Below are 21,248 nucleotides of genomic sequence, written 5' to 3'. Positions count from 1 at the left end.
GTTCCCCACAGCACGGGTTGATCCCATCCCTATCCCCAAATCCGAGGAGAACCATGAGCGTCCTATCTGACAAGGTCGACGCCCCGCCACCGCAGCCGCCGCACCGGCTGCTCGGGCGCAAAGGCAAACGATTGGCGCGTGCCGTCGCGGTTGGCGCTTTGCTGGCGGCTGGCGTCGGTGCATCGACACAACCGGTTGCGCAACTTGCGCCGGAGTCGCACGCGCGCAAGGTCAAGGTGCTGATCATCAGCATGTTCGCGCCCGAGGCGCAGCCCTGGATCGACAAGCTTGGCCTCACGCAAGACGTGCCGGTGCCGGGCCTGTCGATCGACTACCCGAACGTGCATTGCAACGCCAGCGACGTCTGCCAGCTCACCACGGGCATGGGCAAGGCCAATGCCGCGTCGTCGGTGTCGGCGCTGATCTACAGCGGCAAGTTCGATCTGCAGCGCACGTACTTCCTTGTGGCCGGCATTGCTGGGATCGACCCGTCGCAGGGCACGCTCGGCAGCGCTGCGTGGGCGCGCTTCCTGGTCGACAGCGACATCGCGTGGGAGATCGACGCGCGCGAGGTGCCCGCCAGCTGGCCCAACGGCTTTATCGGAATCAATACGCAGGGCCCCGGGCAGAAGCCGCCGCTGGATTACAAGACCGAAGTCTTTCGCGTGAACGAGGCGCTGCTGCAGAAGGCGCTGGCGCTCTCCAAGGGCGCGGTGCTGGACGACAACGCCACCGCGCGGGCCTATCGCGCCAACTACCCGAGCGCACCCGCCAACCAGCCGCCCTCCGTCGTGCAATGCGACACCGCTGCCGGCAACACCTACTGGCACGGCGCCAAGCTGGGCGAGCGTGAAGCTGCGTGGGTCAAGCTGCTGACGGACGGGCAGGGCACCTACTGCACCACGCAGCAGGAAGACAACGCCACGTTTGAGGCGCTAACCCGCGGCTCGAAGGCCGGGCTGCTCGATCTGCAACGCGTGGCGGTGCTGCGCACCGCGTCTAACTTCGACCGGCCGTATCCGGGGCAGACGCCGTATGACTCGCTGGTCAACAGCAACTCGGGCGGGTTCGTGCCGTCGCTCAACAACCTGTATCTGGCGGGCGGTCCGCTGGTCAACGAGATCGTCACGCGCTGGAGCGTGTGGAAACACGGAGTGCCTTCGCCATGATCGATTCCCGACTCAAGATGCCCATGCCTCGTTTGCGTACGATCGCCAAGCTCTGCGCCGTCGGTGCCGCGGCGCTCACCTTGAACAGTTGCGCGTATGACGGAGTGAAAGTCATCGTCATCAACATGTTCCAGGGCGAAGCCCAACCCTTTATCGACCGCTACGACCTGAAGGAGAAGGTCTATATCTCCGGCCTGTCACCCGATGCGCCGAACATGCTGTGCAACTACGACGGCATCTGCCAGGTCACCACGGGCATGGGCTACGCAAATGCCGCGTCGACGATTTCCGCGCTGCTCTATCGCAGCAAGCTAGACCTCTCGCACACCTACTTTGTGATTGCCGGCATTGCAGGCATCGATCCGGGGCAGGGCACGGTGGGCTCGGCGGCGTGGGCGCGATACGCGGTCGATTACGGCCTTTCGCACGAGATCGATGCGCGCGAGATGCCGGCAGGCTGGCCATACGGCTACTTCGGCATCGGCACCAAGGGCCCGGGCGAGAAGCCACCGATGGACTACCGCACCGAAGTGTTCCAGCTCAACGAGACGTTGCTGCAGAAGGCCTACACGCTGTCGAAATCGGCGACGCTGGAAGACAGCCCCGAGGCCATCGCCTTCCGCAAGAACTATGCGTACGCCCCGGCCAACCAACCACCCGCCGTCATCCAATGCGACGTGGCCTCCGCTGATACATGGTGGGCCGGCCGCAACCTCGGCCAGCGCGCGCGTGACTGGGTGAAGACGATGACCGACAACAAGGGCACCTACTGTACGACGGCGCAGGAAGACAACGCCACACTGGAAGTGCTGACGCGCGGCGCCCGTGCCGGGAAGGTTGACTTCAGCCGCGTGGCACTGCTGCGCGCGGGGTCCGACTTCGACCGTCCGTACGACGGCCAGAGCGCTTCCGACGGGCTCATCAACTACGCGCAGCAGGGTGGTTTCGTGCCGGCCACGCACAATCTCGTCAATGCGGCCAAGCCGTTGTTGGACGACATCGTGCAGCACTGGCCCCAGTGGAAACAGGGGGTGCCGGCGAATTAACAGTTGCTGACATCACATTTCAATCTATATAATGCGAATCATTCTCATTTAATGGGTGGCGATAGGCAACTTGCTGACCGCTGACCATCGCTCTTGCCGGGCGAGCCAGCGGGTTCCACCTGCCAGCCAACGGATCAACGCGCCGCGTGATGTTTTGCGGCGCGTTTTCTCTTCTCTCAGCGCATTGCCGCGCGTCCGGTTTCGCCAATCCTGATCGACCCTGTTGCCTGCGATGAACTGTCATCTCACGGCCCGCGCCTTGTCCTGCGCGCTCGCCGCCAGTCCTCTTGCCGTTTCCACATTGGCGCATGCCGAAGTCGGCCAGCCGGCCGCAGGTGGCGCTACCGTCGACCTCAACGAGACGACCGTCACGGCAGGCAGCCAGCGGGGCTTTGCGGCCAGCACGGCGCAGGTTGGGGCGTTCCGCGGCATGGCGTTGCGCGACATTCCTGCCACCGTGAACGTGGTCACGCGCGAGGCGCTCGACGCGCAGCAGGACACGTCGCTGTACGACGCCCTGCGCAATACGGCGGGCGTGACGCGCCAGCAGCTTTCGGGCGAGACGTTCGACAACCTCGCCATTCGCGGCGTGACGCTGGAGAACCGCACCAACTTCCGCTTCAACGGCTCGATGCCGATGGCAGCACTCACGGCGATCCCGCTGGAAGACAAGGAACGCGTGGAGGTGCTGAAAGGCGTATCGGCGCTGTATTACGGCTACACGACGCCGGGCGGCGTGGTCAATCTCGTGACCAAGAGGGCGGGCAACACGCCGGTGACGACGCTCGGCATGCAGTTCGACAGCAACGGCACCGTCGTCGGCACGCTCGACGTCGGGCGCCGCTTCGGTGAAGACAATCAGTACGGCATCCGCTTCAACGCGGCGGGCGGCTCGCTGCAGTCGCCGACGAGCGGCATTGACGGCACGCGGCAGTTTGCCGCCGTGGCTTTCGACTGGAAGGTCAACAGCCGCCTGAGCCTGAAGGCCGACGTGGAATACTCGCGCAAGGTCATCACGGAGCAATCGGTGGTGACGCTGCCTGCTGCCAAGAACGGCGTCATCACATTGCCCACCATGCCCGACCCGGCCAAACGCATTTCACCGGGGTGGGCCGACTTTGACGGCAACAACACCAACGCGTTGCTGCGTGCCGATTACGTGTTGGCCGATACCTGGCTGCTGACGGTGGAGGGCGGCATGTCGGAGACGGCGCGCACGCGGGCGTTCTCCGAATTTCGCCTCACCAACGCGGTGACGGGCGCGGGCACAGTCTCTGGCCAGCGTCAGAGCGGTCGCTGGAATACCAGCCACGTGCGGGTGGATGTTTCCGGCACCGAGAAGACGGGTTGGATCACGCACGACCTGACCTTTGGCGTTGCGCGATCCGACATGCGCCAGGCGGCCGTGTACTCGGACCGCTTCTCCGGCGCGCAGAATCTGTACAACCCGGTCGACCTCGGCTGGTTGCCGACCACGGGCACGGGCTTCACCGCCGAGCAGCGCGCCGTGGATACGGGCGTCTACGCGCTGGATCGCATGACGCTGTCGCAGCACTGGCAGGTGATCGCCGGCCTGCGCTACACGCGCTACACCAGCGAGCAGGCGCCCAATCGCTACGAGGCCAGCAAGACCACGCCGCTGGGAGCGGTCATCTACAAGTTCACGCCGGCGCTGTCGGCATACGCGTCGTACGCACAGGGCCTCGAAGCCGGTGCGCGCGCGCCCAACACGGCCGCCAATGCCAACGTGGCCATGCCGCCTGCGCTGTCGGAACAGAAGGAAGTGGGCGTGCGCTACGAGACGCCGGCCGGCACACAGCTCGCTGCTGCCGTGTACGACATCGACCGTGCGGCGAGCTACACCAACGACGCGAACGTCTTCGTGCAAGACGGGCGCGAGCGCATTCGCGGTATCGAGCTGACTGCCCAGGGCCGCGTCACCAAGGACCTGTCGCTGCTGGCCTCCGCCGGCTGGACGGACGCGAAGTTCCGTGGTGTCGGTAACGGCCTCGACGGAAAAACGCCGGAGAACACGCCGCGCAGCACCGCCAGTGTCTTTGCGGAATACACGCTGCCGATGCAGCGTTCGGTCTCGTTCAATGCAGGCGCCTATTACCTTGGCCCGCGCCCTGTGAATGACGCCAACCAAGCGGAGCTGGGCGGCACGACGCTCTTCAGTGCAGGCGTGCGCTACGTGACACGCATCTCAGGCAAGCGCGCAACGCTGCAATTCAATGTCGACAACCTGACCGACAAGCGCTACTGGGCGGGCGCCGGCAACAACCGTCTGTCGATGGGCGCGCCGCGGCTCTTCAAGCTCGGCATGAAGATTGATTTGTGATGCGCGTCAGCCGCCGGCGGCTTTCTTTACTGCGCCCAGTACATCCATCGGCAGCGGAAAGACAATCGTCGAACTTCTGTCACCGGCGATCTGCGTGAGTGTCTGGAGATAGCGCAACTGGATTGCCTCGGGCTGCTGGGCCAGCATGCGTGCGGCTTCGAGCAGCTTTTCCGATGCCTGCAGCTCGCCTTCCGCGTGGATGACCTTGGCGCGGCGTTCGCGCTCGGCCTCGGCCTGCCGGGCGATGGCGCGGATCATCGATTCGTTCAGGTCAACGTGTTTGATCTCCACGTTCGCGATCTTGATGCCCCAAGGGTCGGTCTGGATGTCGAGCACCTTCTGGATGTCGAGATTGAGCTTTTCGCGCTCTGCCAGCATTTCGTCCAGTTCGTGCTTGCCGAGGATGGCGCGCAGCGTCGTCTGCGCAAGCTGACTCGTCGCCTCCAGGAAGTTGGCCACCTGGATGATGGCGCGTTCCGGGTCGACCACACGGAAATACACCACCGCATTGACCTTGACCGATACGTTGTCGTGCGAGATCACATCCTGCGGCGGCACGTCCATCACCACCGTGCGCAAGTCCACGCGCACCATCTGCTGGATGGCCGGCACGATGAGCACCAGCCCCGGCCCCTTCACGCGCCAGAAGCGGCCGAGCAGGAACACCACGCCGCGCTCGTACTCGCGCAGCACCCGGAACGAGGCGATGATCAGCAGCACGGCCAGGAAGATCAGGCCGCCTGCGCTGAAGAAGCCGTAAAGCATTTTTCTTCTCCTTATGAAGACGCGGCGAGGGGGGCGACGGGTTCGACCATCAGTGTCAGCCCATGCCGGGCGATCACACGCACCTGATCGCCACGCGCAATGCCACCTTCGCAGCGCACGCGCCAGCGCTCGCCATGGATGCGCGCCCAGCCATCGTTGTCGGCATCGGCGTCCGGAGTATCGACGTCCACCACTTCGCCTGTCATGCCGATGAGCGTATCGCCGCCGGTCACGATCGGCCGCCGTCGTGCACGCACCGCCAAGCTGGAGAGCGCTAGAACAACGGTCAGGCTCACGAAGGCCAGTCCGATGATGAGCGGCAGCGGCACGCCAAAGCCCGGCGTTTGCGTGTCGATGAGCATCACTGCGCCCAGCACGAACGCAACGATGCCGCCCACGCCGAGCGCGCCGAACGTCGGGAGGAACGCTTCAGCAACCATGCAACCTAGGCCGAGCGCGATGAGGGCAAGACCCGCGTAGTTGATCGGCAGCATCTGCAGCCCGTAAAGCGCCACCACGATGCACACTGCGCCGAGGATGCCCGGCACAACCATGCCCGGCGTCGAGAACTCGAAGATGAGTGCATACACGCCCACCGTCAGCAGCAACAGCGCCAGGCTCGGATCGGTAATGACGCCGAGGAAGTGGTTGCGCCAGTCCGGCTCCAGCGTGACGATCGTGGCCTCTGCCGTATGCAGCATGACCACGCCGGCGGACGTGCGCACCGCGCGGCCGTCGACTTGCTTGAGCAGATCAGGAAGGCTTGCCGCAACAAGATCGATCACGTGCTGGCTCGCGGCTTCGGGCGCGTCGAGGCTCACGGCTTCACGCACGGCGCGCTCGGCCCATTCCCCATTGCGACCACGCAGTTGCGCCAGCCCGCGGATGTACGCCGCCGCGTCGTGCATCTGCTTGCGGGCGAGGGTGTCTTCGTTGCTGGAAGGGGCGATTGGCGCGCTGGCCGGTTTGGCACTGTCGCCGGGGCTGGGAGCGTGGCCGCCCATGCCGATCGCCACGGGAGACGCCGCACCCAGGTTCGTGGCGGGAGCCATCGCGGCAACGTGGCATGCATAGAGGATGTAGGTGCCCGCGCTCGCTGCCCGCGCGCCGCCGGGGGCCACGTAGCCCGCCACCGGCACGGGCGACGCAAGGATGGCCTGAATGATCTGGCGCATCGACGCATCGAGGCCGCCGGGCGTGTCCATCTGCAGCACCACAAGCTGCGCACCTTGAGCGCGCGCCTGTTGCAGGCCGCGGATCACATAGGCAGCGCTGGCGGGCCCGATGGCACCGGTGACAGGCAACACCACGACCGGCGCGGCTGCCACGGCAAGGCTGGTCCAGACCACGGCGATGACCGCTGCCAACCATCCTGTCCAACGCCGCATCCGCAACGACGGTCGCATTCGCGCCTCCGTCCGTGATTGCCGCGGTTGTTGCCTGATCAGACCTGCGGCACGGTCCCGATATCCGCTTTCAGTTTAGGCGGCAATAGCCTCGCGCGCGGGTGCGCTTGGCGCTGGTTGCGGCTCGCTCAGCACCTGAACCAGCGCCTGTAGAGCGGGCCCTGCCATGTCGCGATGCCAGGCAAGCAGCGTGTCGACACGGCCCGGCTTTTCCAGCGCGTGGATGCTGATTTCCGGCGCGTTCGTGTACAGCTCAAGCACCGAGCGCGGCACCAGCGCCACGCCAATGCCTGCCGCCGCGCACGCGATGATGGCGTGGTACGAGCCAAGCTCCAGCACGCGCGACGGCGCCACGCCGTCTGCTGCAAACCAGTCTTCGATCAATTGCCGATAGGCGCAGCCGGGTTCGAACGCGAGCAGGCCGGCGGTCTGCACATCCGCAGCGCGGCGGATGGGCGGATGGGCGCGGTGAGCAATCAGCACCAGCTCTTCCGCAAAGGCCGGCAGCGTCGTCATTGCGGCGCGCGTGTTATTCAGGCACGCCGTCTCGGCAACGAACGCGCAATCGACTTCAAAGTTCGACAGCGCCTGGAGCGACTGGCGCGTGGTCATCGTCACCAGTTCGAGCTGCACGCGCGGCCAGCGTTGATGCAACGTGGCCAGCAAGGCCGGCAGGCGGCTGGCCGCCGTGCTTTCCATCGAGGCAATGCGCAGGCGCCCGTGCGGCTCGCTCGGCTGCACAGCCTGGCGCGCTTCGGCAGCCAGGCGGAGGATGTCGTCGGCGTAGGTCAGCAAGGTCTGCCCGGCGGGCGTGAGCACCATGCGCTTGCTCTCGCGCACGAACAGTTGCACGCCAAGCGAGGTCTCGAGCTGGCGGATGCGCGTCGTCACATTCGACTGCACGCGATTCAACTGCTGGGCCGCCCGGGTGACGCCGCCTTCCCGCACCACCGTCCGAAAGATTTCCAGCGAGGACAGATCCATGATGTATCTCAAATGCTAATGGGTTCGTTCAATATAATTCATTTTTCAGGATGAGCGGCCTTGCGTACGATGAAGTGCCGATTTCCTCATCCGGGCCCTTCCATGGAGCACACGCTGTCGTCTACCTCTGCCTTGTCCGCCGCGCGTTTCCAGCGGGCCACCGCCTGGCGCGTGGCGATTGCGGGCATGGTGGCGCTGTCCGTGGCGATGGGCATCGGCCGCTTTGCCTTCACGCCGATCCTGCCAATGATGCTCCACGACGGCAGCCTGACGTTGGCGCAGGGCAGCTGGCTGGCAACCGGCAACTACCTGGGCTATTTCGTTGGCGCGCTGGCCTGCATGGCCGTGCGTGGCGACGCGGCGCGCCTCATCCGCATCGGTCTGGTTGCGACGGTGCTGCTCACTGCCGGAATGGGCGTCCTGCAAGGGCAGCCTGCGTGGCTTCTGCTGCGCTTTGCGGCCGGCATGGCCAGCGCGCTGGTGTTTGTCTTTACGGCGGGCTGGTGCCTTCATCGGCTGACCGAGCTGGGCCATGCGGCGCTCGGCGGCATCATCTTCTGTGGGCCGGGCCTTGGCATCGCTATTCCGGGCTTGGCGGCCAGCGGCATGGTGGCGCTGGGTTGGCACGCAACGTCGGCATGGATGGCGTTTGGCGTGCTGTCGGCGCTGCTCTCGACGGCCGTGTGGTCGACCATCCGGCCTGAAGCCCATGCGCATGCCGCTCCGGCGCCGGTTCCATCCGGCACGGCACCCGGGCTGGATGCGCCTACCAGCGCGCTGACGATTGCCTACGGCCTGGCGGGCTTCGGCTACATCATCACCGCCACGTTCCTGCCTGTGATCGCGCGCAAGGTGCTGCCAGCAGGTTCGGTCTGGCCCGATCTGTTCTGGCCGATGTTCGGTGCGGGGGTAGCGCTCGGGGCGTTTCTTTCCACACGGATCAGCCTGGCGCGCGACAACCGATCGCTGCTGGCCACGGCCTACGCCATGCAAGCGGTTGCCGTGACCATCAGCATCGTCTGGCCGACGGTGGCGGGGCTGGCGCTTTCCAGCACGCTGCTCGGCCTGCCGTTCACCGCGATCACGCTGTTTGCCATGCGCGAGGCGCGCCGGCTCTGGCCGCATGCCGCGCCGCGTCTGATGGGGCTCATGACGGCCGTGTACGGCATCGGCCAGATCGTTGGGCCGCCGCTGGCGAACCGGTTGTTTGCGGCCACGGGCGGCTTCAATGCATCGCTGGCCGTGGCAGCGGTGTCGCTCGTGGCGGGGGTGGCGACCTTTCTTGTGGTCAAGCGGGCGGCCCCGGCACGTGCGTGATGCGCGGCATGTGAAGGCGCGTACAACGCGGTCAGCGCACCCGTTCTAGAATGCCTCCTCCATTCGAGGAGCCTCATGTCTTTTGCCTTGCGCCCCGATGCCGTTGCGCCCGGCGGTGAGATCAGCCAGGCCGAGCGCGCAGCGCGGGTCGACCTTGCTGCCGCGTACCGACTGGCCGCGCTCAACGGTTGGGACGATCTTGTCTACACCCATCTGTCGGCCACCGTGCCCGGCGAGCCCGATCACTTCCTGATCAACGCGTTCGGCCTCGCGTTCGACGAGATCACCGCATCCAACCTGGTCAAGATCAATGGCCGCGGCCAGCTTGTCGGCGATTGGCCCGATGCGGCTGCGCGTCCGTCCGTCAACGTGACGGGCTTTGCGTTGCACGCTGCCGTGCATGCCGCGCGGCCTGACGCGCAGTGCGTGATTCATCTGCATAACACGGCGGGCATTGCCGTGTCGGCGCAGAAGCGCGGGCTGCTGCCGCTGTCACAGCATGCGCTGCGGTTTCACCAACGCATTGCGTATCACGATTACGAAGGGCTTGCCTTTACGCCGGAAGAGGGCGCGCGTCTCACCGCATCGCTTGGCAATTATTTCGCCATGCTGCTGCGCAATCACGGCACGCTCACCATCGGCCGTACCGTGGCCGAGGCGCATGTGCTGATGGCCACGCTCATCAAGGCATGCGAGATCCAGATTCAGGCGCTTGCTGGCGGCGAGGTCGTCTCGCCCGCGCCGCAAGTGGCAGATCGCGCGGCAGAACAGCTTGAAGATGGCGGCGCCATTGAAGGCGTGATCGAGTGGCCGGCGCTCTTGCGCAAACTGGATAAAATCGACGCTTCATACCGTGACTGAGGCGACTGACACATCCGCCGCGACTGTCAAAGCGATTCACTAAATAGGGGACACCATGCCGACTTTCCATATTGAGATGTTCGAGGGCCGCAGCGTTGAGCAGAAGCGCAAGCTCGTCGAAGAAGTGACGCGCGTCACGTGTGAATCGCTGGGCTGCGCGCCGGGCGCCGTCGACATCATCATCACCGACATCAAGCGCGAAAATTGGGCCACCGGCGGCGTGCTGTGGTCCGAACAGAAGTAACCTGTCTTCCACTCCCATTTGCCGGCCCGCCATGCAGCCCATGCAGCATTTCGCCTCAGACAACTACGCGGGCTTCTGCCCGGAGTCGCTGAAGTATTTCCTGGAGGCCAACGGCAGCGGCCATGAGCCGGCCTATGGCGATGATTCCTGGACGCAGCGCGTATGCGACCGCATCCGTGATCTGTTCGAGACCGATTGCGAAGTCTTCTTCGTCTTCAACGGCACGGCAGCCAATTCGCTGGCGCTGTCGTCGCTGTGCCAGTCGTATCACTCCGTGATTTGCCACGAGCTGGCGCACATCGAGACGGACGAATGTGGCGGCCCGGAGTTCTTCTCCAACGGCTCCAAGCTGCTGACCGCCAAGGGCGAGAACGGCAAGCTCACGCCGGATGCGATTGAAGCCCTGGTCACGCGGCGCTCCGATATTCACTACCCGAAGCCCAAGGTCGTTTCGCTGACGCAGTCGACGGAAGTCGGCACCGTCTACACCGTCGACGAGGTGCGCGCCATTGCCGCGATTGCCAAGCGCCGGCAGTTGCGCGTGCACATGGACGGCGCGCGTTTTGCGAATGCGGTGGCGTCGCTCGGCGTGCATCCGTCGGAGATCACCTGGCGCGCAGGCGTGGATGTGCTGTGCTTTGGCGGCACGAAGAACGGCCTGCCGGTCGGCGAGGCGGTGGTCTTCTTCGATCGTCGCCTGGCGGAGGACTTTGCCTATCGCGTCAAGCAGGCAGGGCAACTGGCCTCGAAGATGCGGTTCATCTCGGCACCGTGGCTGGGTTTGCTTGAGAACGACGTATGGCTGCGCAACGCGCGTCACGGCAATGCGATGGCGCAGCTTCTGCATGCGCGCATTGCCGATGTGCCGGGCGTGCGCATCATGTTCCCGACCGAATCGAACGCCGTGTTCGCTGAGCTGCCGCTACCCGCCATCGAGGCGCTGCGCGCACGCGGCTGGCGTTTCTACACATTCATTGGTTCCGGCGGCTGCCGCCTGATGTGTTCGTGGGACGTGGAGGCCGAGACGGTGGAAGCCTTTGCCGCCGACATCCGCGCAGCCTGTGAGCAAGCTGTCTAACGCATCTCTCTGCCATGAGCTCCGACTACCGCTTCTGCCCTCAATGCGCCACGCCGCTCGTCGAGCAGCACAACGCCGGCCGCTTGCGCATCGCATGTCCGATGCCGGACTGCGGTTTTGTCCACTGGAACAATCCGCTGCCGGTCCTGGCGGCGGTGGTCGAGTATCGCGGGCAGATGTTCCTTGCGCGCAACGCGCTATGGCCTGAAGGCATGTTTGCCCTTGTCACCGGCTTTCTGGAGCGCGATGAAACGCCTGAAGAAGGCATTGCCCGCGAACTGAAGGAAGAGACGAACTTGGACGCACAATCGATCTCGCTGATCGGTGTGTATGAGTTCATCCGCAAGAATGAGCTGATCATTGCGTACCACGTGGTGGCCGACGGCGAAATCGCGCTGTCGGAAGAACTCGTCGAGTACCGTCTGAAGCCGTTTGAGAAAGTCCGCCCTTGGACGGCCGGCACTGGCTATGCCGTGGCCGATTTCCTGACCGCGCGCGGCCTGCCTGTCAGCTACATCGACATCCGGACCGGCGAACCGGCCGAGCCGCCGCCGCGCCAGTGGCAGCCCATGCGGCTCGTTACAATCCCGGAATGACTGATGCGAGCGGCACTGCGCCGCTTGCCCGTACCACTGAGGAAGACATGGAGTTTCAAAAGGAAATCGACGCGCGCGGCCTGAATTGCCCGCTGCCCATCCTGCGCACGAAGAAGGCGCTTGCCGACATGCAAAGCGGCGACGTGCTCAAGATTCTTGCCACTGACCCCGGCGCCACGCGGGACTTCCAGGCATTCGCCAAGCAAACGGGCAACGAGCTGCTGGAGCATAGCGAGCACGACAAGGTGTTCACGTTCTACATGCGTCGCCGCTGATCCGGCAGCGTTTTCAATGAAAACGGGGCGATCCGGTTTGGCCGGATCGCCCCGTTATCTTTTGGCGGCGGATCGTTTCGCGAATGCCTGTGCCTTACTTGCGGGCTTCCATCGCCATGCGCAGCGCCAGACTGGTCAGCACGGTGCCCATCAGGTAGCGCTGAACCGACAGCCAGCTCGGCTTGCGCGAGAGGAACGCGGCGATGCTGCCCGCCGTCGCGGCGATCATCGAATTGACGGTCACGCTCACGCAGATCTGCGTGACGCCCAGGCAGACCGACTGCACCAGCACGCTGCCATGCGCCGGCTCGATGAACTGCGGCAGCAGCGACAGATAGAGCACTGCCACCTTGGGGTTGAGCATGCTGGTCAGCAAGCCCATCGTGTACAGCTTGCGCGGGCTGTCCACAGGCAGCTCCCGCACCTGGAATGGCGCGCGGCCACCCGGGCGCACGGCTTGCCAGGCCAGATACAGCAGGTAGATCGCGCCGCCAAAGCGCAGCGCATCGTAGGCAAACGGCACGGCCATCAGCAAGGCTGTGATGCCGAATGCCGCGCACAGCATGTAGAAGACAAAGCCCGTGGCGATGCCCGCCAGCGACACCAACCCGGCGTTACGCCCCTGACAGATCGAACGCGAGATCAGGTAGATCATGTTCGGGCCGGGCGTCAGCACCATGCCGAGAGCAACCAGGGCAAAGGTGAGCAGGTTGATGAGGGTAGGCATAGCGGGCTCGATGTCAGCGGCAAGGACGAAGAGCTTGCAGGCTAGCACCCGTCGCCAATCGCCCAACAGGTACAGAAAATCACAAATTTCAGCGATTCTGTATTGGTCCTCATACGGACTGCGCGACGACTGGATGACGTACGCGGCGTACAGCGCACAGAAAAATTGTCTGTTACATCCTTAACGCGGATTGTCACAGCCTGCAGCCAAGTGAGGCATAGAGTGGAAACAAGGTTCGGCATGTCCGGACGCTTTAAGGGAGCACTCCATGCAAAAAACTAAGTTCCTGATGTCATTGATGCTGGCTGTATCGGCACTCGCTCCGCTGGCCGGCCATGCGCAAGACCGCGATCACCGCTGGGACCGCGACCGCCACGACGAACGTGTCGACATGGATCGCCGCGCCGATCGCGAAATGGCCCACCGGTGGAATCGGGGTGAGCGCATTCCGCCTGAATACCGCGATCGCCAATACATCATCGACGACTGGCGCGAGCATCGTCTTTCGCCACCCCCGCGTGGCTATCACTGGGTCGGCGTGGACGGCGGCTACTACCTGGTGAGGCCGGATGGTCTCGTCTTCAATGTGACGATCGGCGGTTAGGACATCCCTCCGCTGCGTGAAAAACCCGCGACTGCGAAAGCGTCGCGGGTTTTTCATTTTTTGGTGAGAGCGGGCTTCTGGGAGAGGGTGCCTTACAGAATGCTGAACGATCGGCGGCCGCGCGCCATGCATACGTCATCGGCATTGTTAAAGGTATGCCTAAACCATTCCATCCCCCACCCCCTGATCCCCCATGCACCTGCATTTCCTCCTTCCCGCCGTGCTGTTCATGGCGCTGCCTGCTCATGCCGAGCTCCTCATCAGCGAATACGTAGAAGGCAGCTCGAACAACAAGGCCATTGAAATCTACAACCCGGACGCCGCAGAGGCCGATCTGTCGGTCTACAAGATCGAGCAGTACAACAACGGCGGCAGTACGCCTACCGCCTCGTTCTCACTCTCAGGCAGGTTGGCGCCGGGTTCCGTGCATGTGATGGCTCACAGCACGCTGGCCAGCGTGCTCGGCACCCGCGTCAACCAGACTGCGGCGTTCTCCTTCAACGGCGACGACGCGCTGGCGCTGACGCGTTCCGGCGTCGTTGTGGATCGCATCGGCCAGGTCGGCTATCAACCCCCGTCCGGCTTCTGGGGTACCGCCAGCGCCGGCACCAAGGACCACACCCTGCGCCGCAAGGGCACGGTAAAGCAGGGCGACGCGGACATCTCCGCTGCGTTTGATCCGTCCGTGCAGTGGGATGCATTCAACGTCGACGACTTTTCCGACCTGGGCCTCTACAACGGGCAGGGCACGGTCACATCACCGCCTGCCATGGCGACGTGCGGCGCGCCTGCCACGCATCTGGCAGATGTTCAGGGCGGGGCGACGACGTCGCCGCTGGCTGGGCAGAACGTCGAGATCGAAGCGGTCGTGACCGCCGACTACAGCGGTGCCAACGGCTTCAGCGGCTTCTTCGTGCAGCAGCCGGACACCCAGCGCCGCAAGCTGCCCGGCGTGTCCGAAGGACTCTTCATCTACGCCCCCGGGGTGATGGCACGCGCGGGCGACTTGGTTCACCTGGTCGGCAAGGTTGAGGAAAAGTACGGCCAGACCCAACTGACGCTCGCTACCAACGGCATGGCCAGTTGCGGCAGCGGCTACAACGTGACACCGGTCGACGTGACGCTTCCCGTGGCCGAAGCCCGCACGCTGTCGGCGTACGAGGGGATGCTCGTGCGCCTGCCGCAGACGCTGACGGTGAGCGAAACGTACGAGTTGGGGCGCTACGGCAGCATCCTGCTGAGCAACGGGCGCCTGCCGTTGCCGACCAATGTCGTCGCGCCGTCCAATGGCGCAGCGGCGCAGGCGGCGGCCAATGCGCTGAACCGCCTCGTGCTCGACGATGGTTCCAACCAGCAGAATCCCGGCAGCGTGCGGTACCCGACGCCGGGCTTGTCGGCGACCAACCCCCTGCGCGCCGGCTATACGGTCAGCGGTGTGCGGGGCGTGCTGGAAAAGCGCTACAACGCGTGGCGTCTGCAGCCGGTGCCGGGGGCCGCCGCGCCGGCATTCAATGCCGCCGCCAATTCACGCGCAGGGGCGCCCGCACGCCACGCTCAGGCGGACGTGCGGGTAGCTTCCTTCAACGTGCTGAATTACTTCAACGGCGACGGAAAGGGCGCCGGCTTCGACGATCCGAACAACCGAGGGGCAAAGACGCAGGCCGAGTTCGAGCGGCAGGAAGCCAAGATTGTTGCGGCGATCCGCGCGCTCGATGCCGATGTGGTTGGCCTGATGGAAATCGAGAACGACGGTTACGGAGACCTCAGTGCCGTCCGCCGCCTGACAAGCCAACTGGGTCCGGACTGGCGTTTTGTGGATCCCGGTGTACCGAAGCTGGGCAGCGATGCGATCACGGTGGCGATGGTCTACAACAGCCGCACCGTGCAGCCCGTCGGCGTGCCGGCGACGCTGGCTATCGACGACAAGAACCGCCAGCCGCTGGCGCGCAGCTTCCGCCGCGTGGGTGGCGCGCAGAACTTCACCGTGGTGGTGAATCACCTCAAGTCCAAGGGCTGCACAGGTGCCACCGGCAAGGATGCCGACCAGGGCGACGGCCAGAGCTGCTGGAACCCAACGCGCGTGCGCGCTGCCGCGCTGATCGCCGATTGGCTGGCAACCGCTCCGACCGGCGTGTCCGACGTAGGCAAGCTGCTCATCGGTGACCTCAACAGCTATGCCAAGGAAGACCCCGTCTTGCTGCTTGCCGACAAGGGATATGCCGACATGGTGGAGAAGTTCGTCGGCAAGGATGCCTACAGCTACGTCTACGGCGGCGAATCCGGCTACATCGACCATGCGCTTGCCACCTCCGGCTTGGCTGAGCGTGTACGCGCCGTGCACGAGTGGCATATCAATGCCGACGAACCGATTGCGCTGGAATACTCGTTCGCCTACAAGAGCGCCGAGCAGCAACAGACGTTCTACGCTCCGGATGCATATCGCTCCTCGGATCACGATCCGGTGCTCGTCGACCTCGCACTCAACACGCAGGCGGCCGGTGGGGGCACGGCTCCTGAAAGCGATGTTGCTACGGGGAGCGGCGCTGGCAGTGCCGGGGCATCGGGTGCGGGTGCGGTGGATCCCCTTGTGGGGCTTGTGCTAGGGGTCGGTGTGGTGGCCCTGGTGCGGCGTCGCGCGTGGCACGCCTGAGCATCCCGGCTCTTCGCCATCCAGCGTGGTGGTCGCGCGGCCGAGTGCATCCTGGGTTTCTTGCGGTCGCGCTGCTGATGCTCGCCTTGCAGGCCGGCGGCGCCACCGTCGCGGATGCGCTGCGCTACGAACGCGCCTCCATCGCGTCTGGTGAAGTCTGGCGGCTGGTCTCCGGGCACTTCGTCCATTTCACCTGGGCGCATTGCCTGCTCAATGTCGGTGGTCTCGTCGTGCTGGCGGTCATTCTTCCCGCGTCGCTATGCGTGTGGCGCTGCTGCCTGTGGCTTGCGGCGTCGATCGGTTTCGTGCTTTTTTTCGCGTTGCCCGGGCTGCAGCACTATGCCGGGTTCTCGGGCATCGCATGCGGTCTGGCCGTGGTCGCCTTGCTGCCACGTGCGCGTGGCGAGCCGATTGCAGCCCTCGTACTGCTTGCGTTCGTGGCACGGGCGCTCTGGCAGTGGCTGGACACGGGCAACGCCGATGTGATGGCATGGTTGGGCGCGCCGCCGCTTGCGGCTGCGCATCTGGCCGGGTTGGCGGCGGGCGCGCTACTGCTTTGCATCGAGCGCCAGACATCCGTTTGAGCACCCCGACCGTCGACGTTCCCGGGGATGCGAGTAGCGAGAAGCCGATCCGCAAACCGGCCTAACGAGCAACGCGCCCATCGCCAAATCGGGTGCCTGAAGACGGTACGCTCACCCATCAGAAGACGGTCGTGTCAGGCTTTCACTCGCCCGTCCACGCGCCCGGCAGTTGAACTTTCCAGTGCTCCAGGCTTTGGACTGAATTAAGCTTCTGAATTGGCAAGATCGGTAACATCGCGAGTGCGACGCGCCGATGCAATCGATTCCGATATGGCGACTGGGGATGATGTGAACAATGTAGCGGCGGCGGTACGCGCGCTGATCCTGGGCGTATGGCTGGGCTTGATGTCCGCCGGCAGCCACGCGGCCGCGACCTCGCTGTTCACGCCCGAGGAGCACGCGTGGATCGCCGCGCATCCGGTTGTTCGCACCTGCGTCGACGAGCACTGGCGTCCGTTCGAGTTTGTCGATGCAGGCAAGGTGGTCGGGATTGTCCCGTCGTTTCTCGACGCAGTTTCCGAACTCAGCGGCCTGCGCTTCGAATACGTCGACGGCGCATGCTGGAAAGGGTCGGTCGCGGCATTGAAGTCCGGCACGGTCGACATGTTGCCCGATTGGAGCAAGGACGAAGAAGCGGCACCGGGCCGCGAAGGCTTTCTTGCGACGCCGCCGTACTACGTCGGGACCATCGTAATCATCACGGCCGAGCGTGAAAACCTCTTTGCCGGTTTCGCACAGTTGGGTGGCAAGCGCGTGGCAGTCAAAGGCGGCGGCGGTCTTGAACTGGCCATCCGCCACGGCGGCGTGCCGTTGACCGTGCTGACGTTCCAGGAGGAGTCCGACGCGCTGGAGGCTGTCGCCGACGGGCAAGCCGATGCAGCGCTCGGCACGGATGCGTCGATCCTCCCGCAACTGCAGCGCCGATTCAAGGGCCGGCTCTTTCTCTCTGGCAGCATCTGGGACCGGCCTTATGCCCTTGCCATGGTGACGCGCGAGGACAACGCCGTGCTCGCCTCGATTCTGGGCAAATCGCTGACTTCCATTTCGGCGTCGGACGCTGATGCCATCCGCCATCGGTGGCAGGAAACGACCGACTATGGTGCGCCTTCACTCGCCTCGATCCTGCATTACCGGTGGCGACAGGTCGCTTTGGTCGCAGGTGTGATGCTGGCCTTCGCGATGCTGGCGTACGTGCTTTGGCGCGCGCGCATAGCCGCCGTCCGCAGCGAGCGCGACAAGGCGATGTTCTTGGCATTCATCAGCCACGAGATCCGCACGCCCATGCACACGATCCTCTCGTCGCTGGAACTGCTGCAGCGCTCGCAGTTGACGGGGCAACAGGCCAGTCGCGCCGATGCAGCGATCTCAGCGTCCGAGACCCTGTTGGCGCTGCTCGATGATGTTCTTGAATACTCGCGCCTCGAATCCCGCAGTGTCCAACTTGCGCCCAGGCCAACCGTGATCGGATCATGGGCCCAACAGACGCTCGACATGGTCCGTTGGCGTGCGGACGAAAAGCATCTGGCCTTGTCCCTTGACGTGGCATGCCCGCCGGGCTTCAGCGCGGACATCGACGCCACGCGCGTGCGGCAGATCGTTCTGAATCTGTTGGTGAATGCGATCAAGTTTACGGACGTCGGCAAGGTGGTCTTGCGCATCGACTACCTGGGAGGAAAGCATCCTGGTGCCGGTACGCTGGTGCTCGAAGTCCGGGACACGGGCATGGGCATTCCTCCCGAGCGCCAACGCAACATCTTTGACCCGTACGCGCGTGTGGAAAGCCCGGGCAATCGCGGGGCGAGCGGCAGCGGACTCGGCCTGGCCATTTGCCGCGAACTGGTCGACCTGATGAAGGGCGCGATCACAGTCAGCAGCAGCCCGGAGGTCGGCACCGTGTTCACCGTCATGCTGCCCACTGGAGCGCCGCAGACACGTGCGGCCTCGCAGCAGACGCCGCTGGAGAGCGCTGCGGCGCCAAGGCGCGGCCACAAGCCGAGAGCCGATATGCCGTTGCCGCAGGCACAGGAAGGACCGCTCGTGCTCGTCGTCGATGATCACGAGGCGGTGCAGCACGCGATCCAGCATCAGTTGGACGCACTGGCGTGCAGGTCGACCGTCGCCGGAACAGGGGAGGTGGCGCTCGATATGTTCGGGGCGACGGCGTTCGACATGGTGCTGCTCGACTGCAACCTGCCGGGCATCGACGGATACGCCGTCGCCCGGCGCATGCGCGAGATCGAGCAGCAGCGCGCGGCGACACGCACGCCGATCATCGCCATTTCCGCTGCGACAGACGACGCGCACCGCGCCCAGTGCTTTGACAGCGGCATGGACGGCGTTCTGTCAAAGCCGCTGCGCCTTGCCGCCTTGCGCGAGATGATCGAGCTATGGTGCGCGCACGGCGACGATGCGTCGGGTGCCATGCCTGCGGAGCACGACCCACCCTCGGCGGGGTTGGAGGCCATCTACCGCGACACCCTGCAGGCAGATATGGAGACGCTCCGGCTTGCACTGCGTGATCATGACGTCGGATTGGCACGCCACGCCGCACACCGGATCAGGGGTGCCGCAGCGGTGGTCGGACATTCTCGCACGCGCGACGTGGCCGCCGAGATCGAGCGCCGGCTTTCGTCCACAGCGGGCGGTGCGCAACCGGGCACTGACGAACTGTTTGCAGAGTTGCTGTCTTTGAACCCGCCCAACGCGGCCGCTGGTGAAAACGGTGCCAGCGTGAGCGACGCCCAGCGGTAAAGCCTGCGCGTCGTTTCGTCGTCGCGGGTTCGGCGCTCACGGCAGCGCTTCTGTTGGGGCAGAGATCTTGTATTCAGCACGGCAATCCAATCGTGCTCCCTTTGAATCCCGCCGAACCGCTCATGTAACGGGTGGTGAGCGTTGCCCCGGTTGCTGCGTCCTAGGCGATATCGAGCGCCTCCCACGCTTCCCACTCAGAGGCGTTATTCCAAGAAATGCACCAATCTCGCACGCTTTTCAGAGCAGTCTGATATTGCGTGGCACCCTGGGTTGGAATACTTGCGCCTGCCTTCTTCGATAGGCATTTGTTCTCGACCAAGTCCCAGCACTGAACGCTGCGGTCTCAATCAAAAGGGTAAGTCAATGAAAGCGAAATTGTTCGTGGCGGGCGCCGCCATGTCTGTGCTGTCTTCCGTCGCAATGGCGCAGACGACGCCGACCACGGTGGATGGCGTCATCAACTTCCAAGGCTCGATTGTCAATGACACCTGCAAGGTTTCGTCGGCCACGGGTGATGCAGGCACCATCAACGTCAACATGGGCACCATTGCCGCCGACGACGTAGGCACGCTTGCCGCACCGAAGCGCCTGACGAACGGCGCTGGCGCGGCCAACTTTGACGTGGTCTGCAAGACGGGCGCCAAGGTCAGCATGAAGTTTGCAGGCAAGACCGCAGAACTCAGCGCTGACAAGAAAACGCTGCGCGTCAACAATGGCAACACCGCTGCCGGCTTCGCCCAGGGCGTGAGCATTGCCGTGTACGAAGGTACTGGCGCGAGCGCAAGTGCGTTCGACCTGAGCAGCGGTGACCTCCTGGCACAAACCGATGTGCCGGCAAGCGGCGGTACGCTCAACGTCCGCTTTGCCGCTGCTTACGTGGCTGCCGATCCGACCAAGATCAAGCCCGGTATTGCCAACGCAAGCCTGCCGTTCACGCTGAGCTACCAATAAGCCAAGTGCCAGCCAGTCCGGCTGGCTTCAATCGGCAGCGGAACTTCATCTGCTGCCGTCTCTTTCTCTTCACAGGCACTTCCGGATATGAAAGCAAAACGAATCGCCGCTGGCGCGGCGTTGGCGTGCGCGTTGGCTGCGTCCGCAAGTCACGCCAGTATTTCCTTGAGTACCACGCGGGTGATCTTTGAGGGCAAAAACAAAGAAAGCTCCGTGGTGGTCAGCAATGAGGGCGCTGATGTGCTGATCCAGTCGTGGCTGGATCCACTCGATGATGCGGCCGATACACAGCTTCCGTTCGCCATCACGCCGCCTTTGGCCAAGGTGGGTTCTAAACAGCAGCAACTGCTGCGCGTGCTGTATGAGGGTGTGGGCATGCCTGCCGATCGCGAGTCAGCGTTCTGGCTGAACGTGCAAGAGATTCCTCAGGCAGCCAGCAGCGAAAATGTACTGCAGCTGGCCGTGCGCCAGCGCATCAAAGTGTTCTATCGACCCGCTGGTCTCGGTGGCGATCCTCAGAAGGCCACAGCGGGCCTGCAATGGCAGCTCAACCAGGACGCGGGGAAAGCCATGCTGCGTCTGAGCAACCCGAGTCTGTATCACGTCACCGTGGTGGATGCCAAGCTGCACGCAGGCGGCACGGACGAACCGGTTGTCGATGCCAACATGATTGCTCCCGGTGCCACGCTGGTACTGCCCGTGAAGCTGCCGACTGGCTCCGCCGCTGCACCGGAGGTGCGCTACGAAGTCATCAATGACTACGGCGGCCGCGAGAGCTATCGCGTCGTCCTCCGCGGCAACCAACTGAGCACACCGGTTCCCGCCGGCAACTGATCGAGCTGATGGATTCGATCTCTCCACCCTCATGGGTTGGAGCAGCCCGCACCCCTCCGTAGCGG

Annotated in this window: 19 protein-coding genes; 15 read left to right on the top strand and 4 right to left on the bottom strand. The window is 64.4% G+C overall.

Going from position 1 to position 21,248, the window contains the following annotated elements; genetic code table 11:
• Window positions 1-53: 53 nt before the first annotated feature.
• The 3 genes from BM136_RS10160 (at window position 54) to BM136_RS10150 (ending at window position 4,556) form a co-directional block, all read left to right on the top strand.
• Window positions 54-1,169 (top strand): purine-nucleoside phosphorylase, encoded by a 1,116-nt coding sequence (locus BM136_RS10160; RefSeq protein WP_092971709.1) that lies wholly within the window; start codon window positions 54-56, stop codon window positions 1,167-1,169.
• A complete protein-coding gene (locus BM136_RS10155; protein WP_092971708.1) occupies window positions 1,166-2,215 on the top strand; it encodes a purine-nucleoside phosphorylase in 1,050 nt (349 codons plus the stop codon). Before BM136_RS10160 ends, BM136_RS10155 begins: the two co-directional genes overlap by 4 nt.
• A 232-nt stretch (window positions 2,216-2,447) precedes the next feature.
• The gene (locus BM136_RS10150) at window positions 2,448-4,556 is read left to right on the top strand and encodes a TonB-dependent siderophore receptor (protein WP_092971707.1); all 2,109 of its coding nucleotides are present in this window, start codon (window positions 2,448-2,450) and stop codon (window positions 4,554-4,556) included.
• A gap of 6 nt (window positions 4,557-4,562) precedes the next feature.
• Here BM136_RS10150 and BM136_RS10145 read toward each other — a convergent pair whose 3' ends face one another.
• The 3 genes from BM136_RS10145 to BM136_RS10135 form a co-directional block, all read right to left on the bottom strand.
• Window positions 4,563-5,321, bottom strand: a complete 759-nt coding sequence (locus tag BM136_RS10145) for a slipin family protein (RefSeq protein WP_092971706.1) — start codon at window positions 5,319-5,321, stop codon at window positions 4,563-4,565.
• An 11-nt stretch (window positions 5,322-5,332) separates the two neighbouring features.
• Complete coding sequence (locus BM136_RS10140; RefSeq protein WP_092971705.1) at window positions 5,333-6,727, bottom strand: NfeD family protein; 1,395 nt, start codon at window positions 6,725-6,727, stop codon at window positions 5,333-5,335.
• 75 nt (window positions 6,728-6,802) lie between these two features.
• Window positions 6,803-7,711: a LysR family transcriptional regulator gene (locus BM136_RS10135; RefSeq protein WP_092971704.1), complete on the bottom strand. Its 909-nt coding sequence runs from the start codon at window positions 7,709-7,711 to the stop codon at window positions 6,803-6,805.
• Between the two features lie 102 nt (window positions 7,712-7,813).
• Between BM136_RS10135 and BM136_RS10130 the strand changes: the two genes are divergently transcribed.
• From BM136_RS10130 to BM136_RS10105, 6 genes are all read left to right on the top strand, one after another.
• Window positions 7,814-9,028 carry a YbfB/YjiJ family MFS transporter gene (locus BM136_RS10130; RefSeq protein WP_092971703.1) on the top strand — a complete coding sequence of 405 codons (1,215 nt, stop codon included), beginning with the start codon at window positions 7,814-7,816 and terminating at the stop codon, window positions 9,026-9,028.
• 75 nt (window positions 9,029-9,103) lie between these two features.
• Window positions 9,104-9,889, top strand: coding sequence for a class II aldolase/adducin family protein (locus tag BM136_RS10125; RefSeq protein WP_092971702.1), 786 nt, complete (start codon window positions 9,104-9,106; stop codon window positions 9,887-9,889).
• Between the two features lie 55 nt (window positions 9,890-9,944).
• Window positions 9,945-10,133, top strand: coding sequence for a 4-oxalocrotonate tautomerase (locus BM136_RS10120; RefSeq protein ID WP_004629375.1), 189 nt, complete (start codon window positions 9,945-9,947; stop codon window positions 10,131-10,133).
• A 40-nt stretch (window positions 10,134-10,173) separates the two neighbouring features.
• Entirely contained in the window at window positions 10,174-11,211 is a 1,038-nt protein-coding gene (locus BM136_RS10115) for a threonine aldolase family protein (protein WP_092971890.1), read from the top strand.
• 14 nt (window positions 11,212-11,225) lie between these two features.
• Window positions 11,226-11,807 (top strand): NUDIX hydrolase, encoded by a 582-nt coding sequence (locus BM136_RS10110; RefSeq protein ID WP_092971701.1) that lies wholly within the window; start codon window positions 11,226-11,228, stop codon window positions 11,805-11,807.
• A gap of 47 nt (window positions 11,808-11,854) precedes the next feature.
• Window positions 11,855-12,082: a sulfurtransferase TusA family protein gene (locus tag BM136_RS10105; protein ID WP_004629370.1), complete on the top strand. Its 228-nt coding sequence runs from the start codon at window positions 11,855-11,857 to the stop codon at window positions 12,080-12,082.
• Window positions 12,083-12,176: 94 nt separating this feature from the next.
• On the opposite strand, the gene BM136_RS10100 is transcribed toward BM136_RS10105, so the two are convergent.
• Window positions 12,177-12,809 (bottom strand): LysE family translocator, encoded by a 633-nt coding sequence (locus BM136_RS10100; protein ID WP_092971700.1) that lies wholly within the window; start codon window positions 12,807-12,809, stop codon window positions 12,177-12,179.
• Window positions 12,810-13,077: 268 nt separating this feature from the next.
• Here BM136_RS10100 and BM136_RS10095 point away from each other — a divergent pair, with 268 nt between their 5' ends.
• The 6 genes from BM136_RS10095 to BM136_RS10070 all read left to right on the top strand — a co-directional run bounded on the left by BM136_RS10095 (window position 13,078) and on the right by BM136_RS10070 (window position 21,183).
• Window positions 13,078-13,413, top strand: a complete 336-nt coding sequence (locus BM136_RS10095; RefSeq protein ID WP_092971699.1) for an RcnB family protein — start codon at window positions 13,078-13,080, stop codon at window positions 13,411-13,413.
• A 193-nt stretch (window positions 13,414-13,606) separates the two neighbouring features.
• Window positions 13,607-16,063, top strand: coding sequence for an ExeM/NucH family extracellular endonuclease (locus BM136_RS10090; protein ID WP_092971698.1), 2,457 nt, complete (start codon window positions 13,607-13,609; stop codon window positions 16,061-16,063).
• A 77-nt stretch (window positions 16,064-16,140) separates the two neighbouring features.
• Window positions 16,141-16,647, top strand: a complete 507-nt coding sequence (gene rrtA, locus BM136_RS10085) for a rhombosortase (protein WP_092971889.1) — start codon at window positions 16,141-16,143, stop codon at window positions 16,645-16,647.
• Window positions 16,648-16,917: 270 nt separating this feature from the next.
• Window positions 16,918-19,398, top strand: coding sequence for an ATP-binding protein (locus BM136_RS10080; RefSeq protein WP_217649355.1), 2,481 nt, complete (start codon window positions 16,918-16,920; stop codon window positions 19,396-19,398).
• Between the two features lie 363 nt (window positions 19,399-19,761).
• On the top strand, window positions 19,762-20,349 hold the full coding sequence (locus tag BM136_RS10075) for a fimbrial protein (RefSeq protein ID WP_092971697.1): 588 nt from the start codon (window positions 19,762-19,764) through the stop codon (window positions 20,347-20,349).
• A 132-nt stretch (window positions 20,350-20,481) separates the two neighbouring features.
• The gene (locus tag BM136_RS10070) at window positions 20,482-21,183 is read left to right on the top strand and encodes a fimbrial biogenesis chaperone (RefSeq protein ID WP_254775647.1); all 702 of its coding nucleotides are present in this window, start codon (window positions 20,482-20,484) and stop codon (window positions 21,181-21,183) included.
• The last annotated feature ends 65 nt before the right edge of the window (window positions 21,184-21,248 follow it).

Source organism: Ralstonia sp. NFACC01 (assembly GCF_900115545.1).
In the GTDB taxonomy this organism is placed as follows: Bacteria; Pseudomonadota; Gammaproteobacteria; order Burkholderiales; family Burkholderiaceae; genus Ralstonia; species Ralstonia mojiangensis.
This window is presented reverse-complemented; position numbering and strand designations above follow the sequence as displayed.

Coding starts and splice junctions, on each gene's coding strand:
- BM136_RS10160 (WP_092971709.1), top strand. CDS start 54: ATGAGCGTCCTATCTGACAAGGTCGACGCCCCGCCACCGCAGCCGCCG.
- BM136_RS10155 (WP_092971708.1), top strand. CDS start 1,166: ATGATCGATTCCCGACTCAAGATGCCCATGCCTCGTTTGCGTACGATC.
- BM136_RS10150 (WP_092971707.1), top strand. CDS start 2,448: ATGAACTGTCATCTCACGGCCCGCGCCTTGTCCTGCGCGCTCGCCGCC.
- BM136_RS10145 (WP_092971706.1), bottom strand. CDS start 5,321: ATGCTTTACGGCTTCTTCAGCGCAGGCGGCCTGATCTTCCTGGCCGTG.
- BM136_RS10140 (WP_092971705.1), bottom strand. CDS start 6,727: ATGCGACCGTCGTTGCGGATGCGGCGTTGGACAGGATGGTTGGCAGCG.
- BM136_RS10135 (WP_092971704.1), bottom strand. CDS start 7,711: ATGGATCTGTCCTCGCTGGAAATCTTTCGGACGGTGGTGCGGGAAGGC.
- BM136_RS10130 (WP_092971703.1), top strand. CDS start 7,814: ATGGAGCACACGCTGTCGTCTACCTCTGCCTTGTCCGCCGCGCGTTTC.
- BM136_RS10125 (WP_092971702.1), top strand. CDS start 9,104: ATGTCTTTTGCCTTGCGCCCCGATGCCGTTGCGCCCGGCGGTGAGATC.
- BM136_RS10120 (WP_004629375.1), top strand. CDS start 9,945: ATGCCGACTTTCCATATTGAGATGTTCGAGGGCCGCAGCGTTGAGCAG.
- BM136_RS10115 (WP_092971890.1), top strand. CDS start 10,174: ATGCAGCATTTCGCCTCAGACAACTACGCGGGCTTCTGCCCGGAGTCG.
- BM136_RS10110 (WP_092971701.1), top strand. CDS start 11,226: ATGAGCTCCGACTACCGCTTCTGCCCTCAATGCGCCACGCCGCTCGTC.
- BM136_RS10105 (WP_004629370.1), top strand. CDS start 11,855: ATGGAGTTTCAAAAGGAAATCGACGCGCGCGGCCTGAATTGCCCGCTG.
- BM136_RS10100 (WP_092971700.1), bottom strand. CDS start 12,809: ATGCCTACCCTCATCAACCTGCTCACCTTTGCCCTGGTTGCTCTCGGC.
- BM136_RS10095 (WP_092971699.1), top strand. CDS start 13,078: ATGCAAAAAACTAAGTTCCTGATGTCATTGATGCTGGCTGTATCGGCA.
- BM136_RS10090 (WP_092971698.1), top strand. CDS start 13,607: ATGCACCTGCATTTCCTCCTTCCCGCCGTGCTGTTCATGGCGCTGCCT.
- rrtA (WP_092971889.1), top strand. CDS start 16,141: ATGCTCGCCTTGCAGGCCGGCGGCGCCACCGTCGCGGATGCGCTGCGC.
- BM136_RS10080 (WP_217649355.1), top strand. CDS start 16,918: ATGGCGACTGGGGATGATGTGAACAATGTAGCGGCGGCGGTACGCGCG.
- BM136_RS10075 (WP_092971697.1), top strand. CDS start 19,762: ATGAAAGCGAAATTGTTCGTGGCGGGCGCCGCCATGTCTGTGCTGTCT.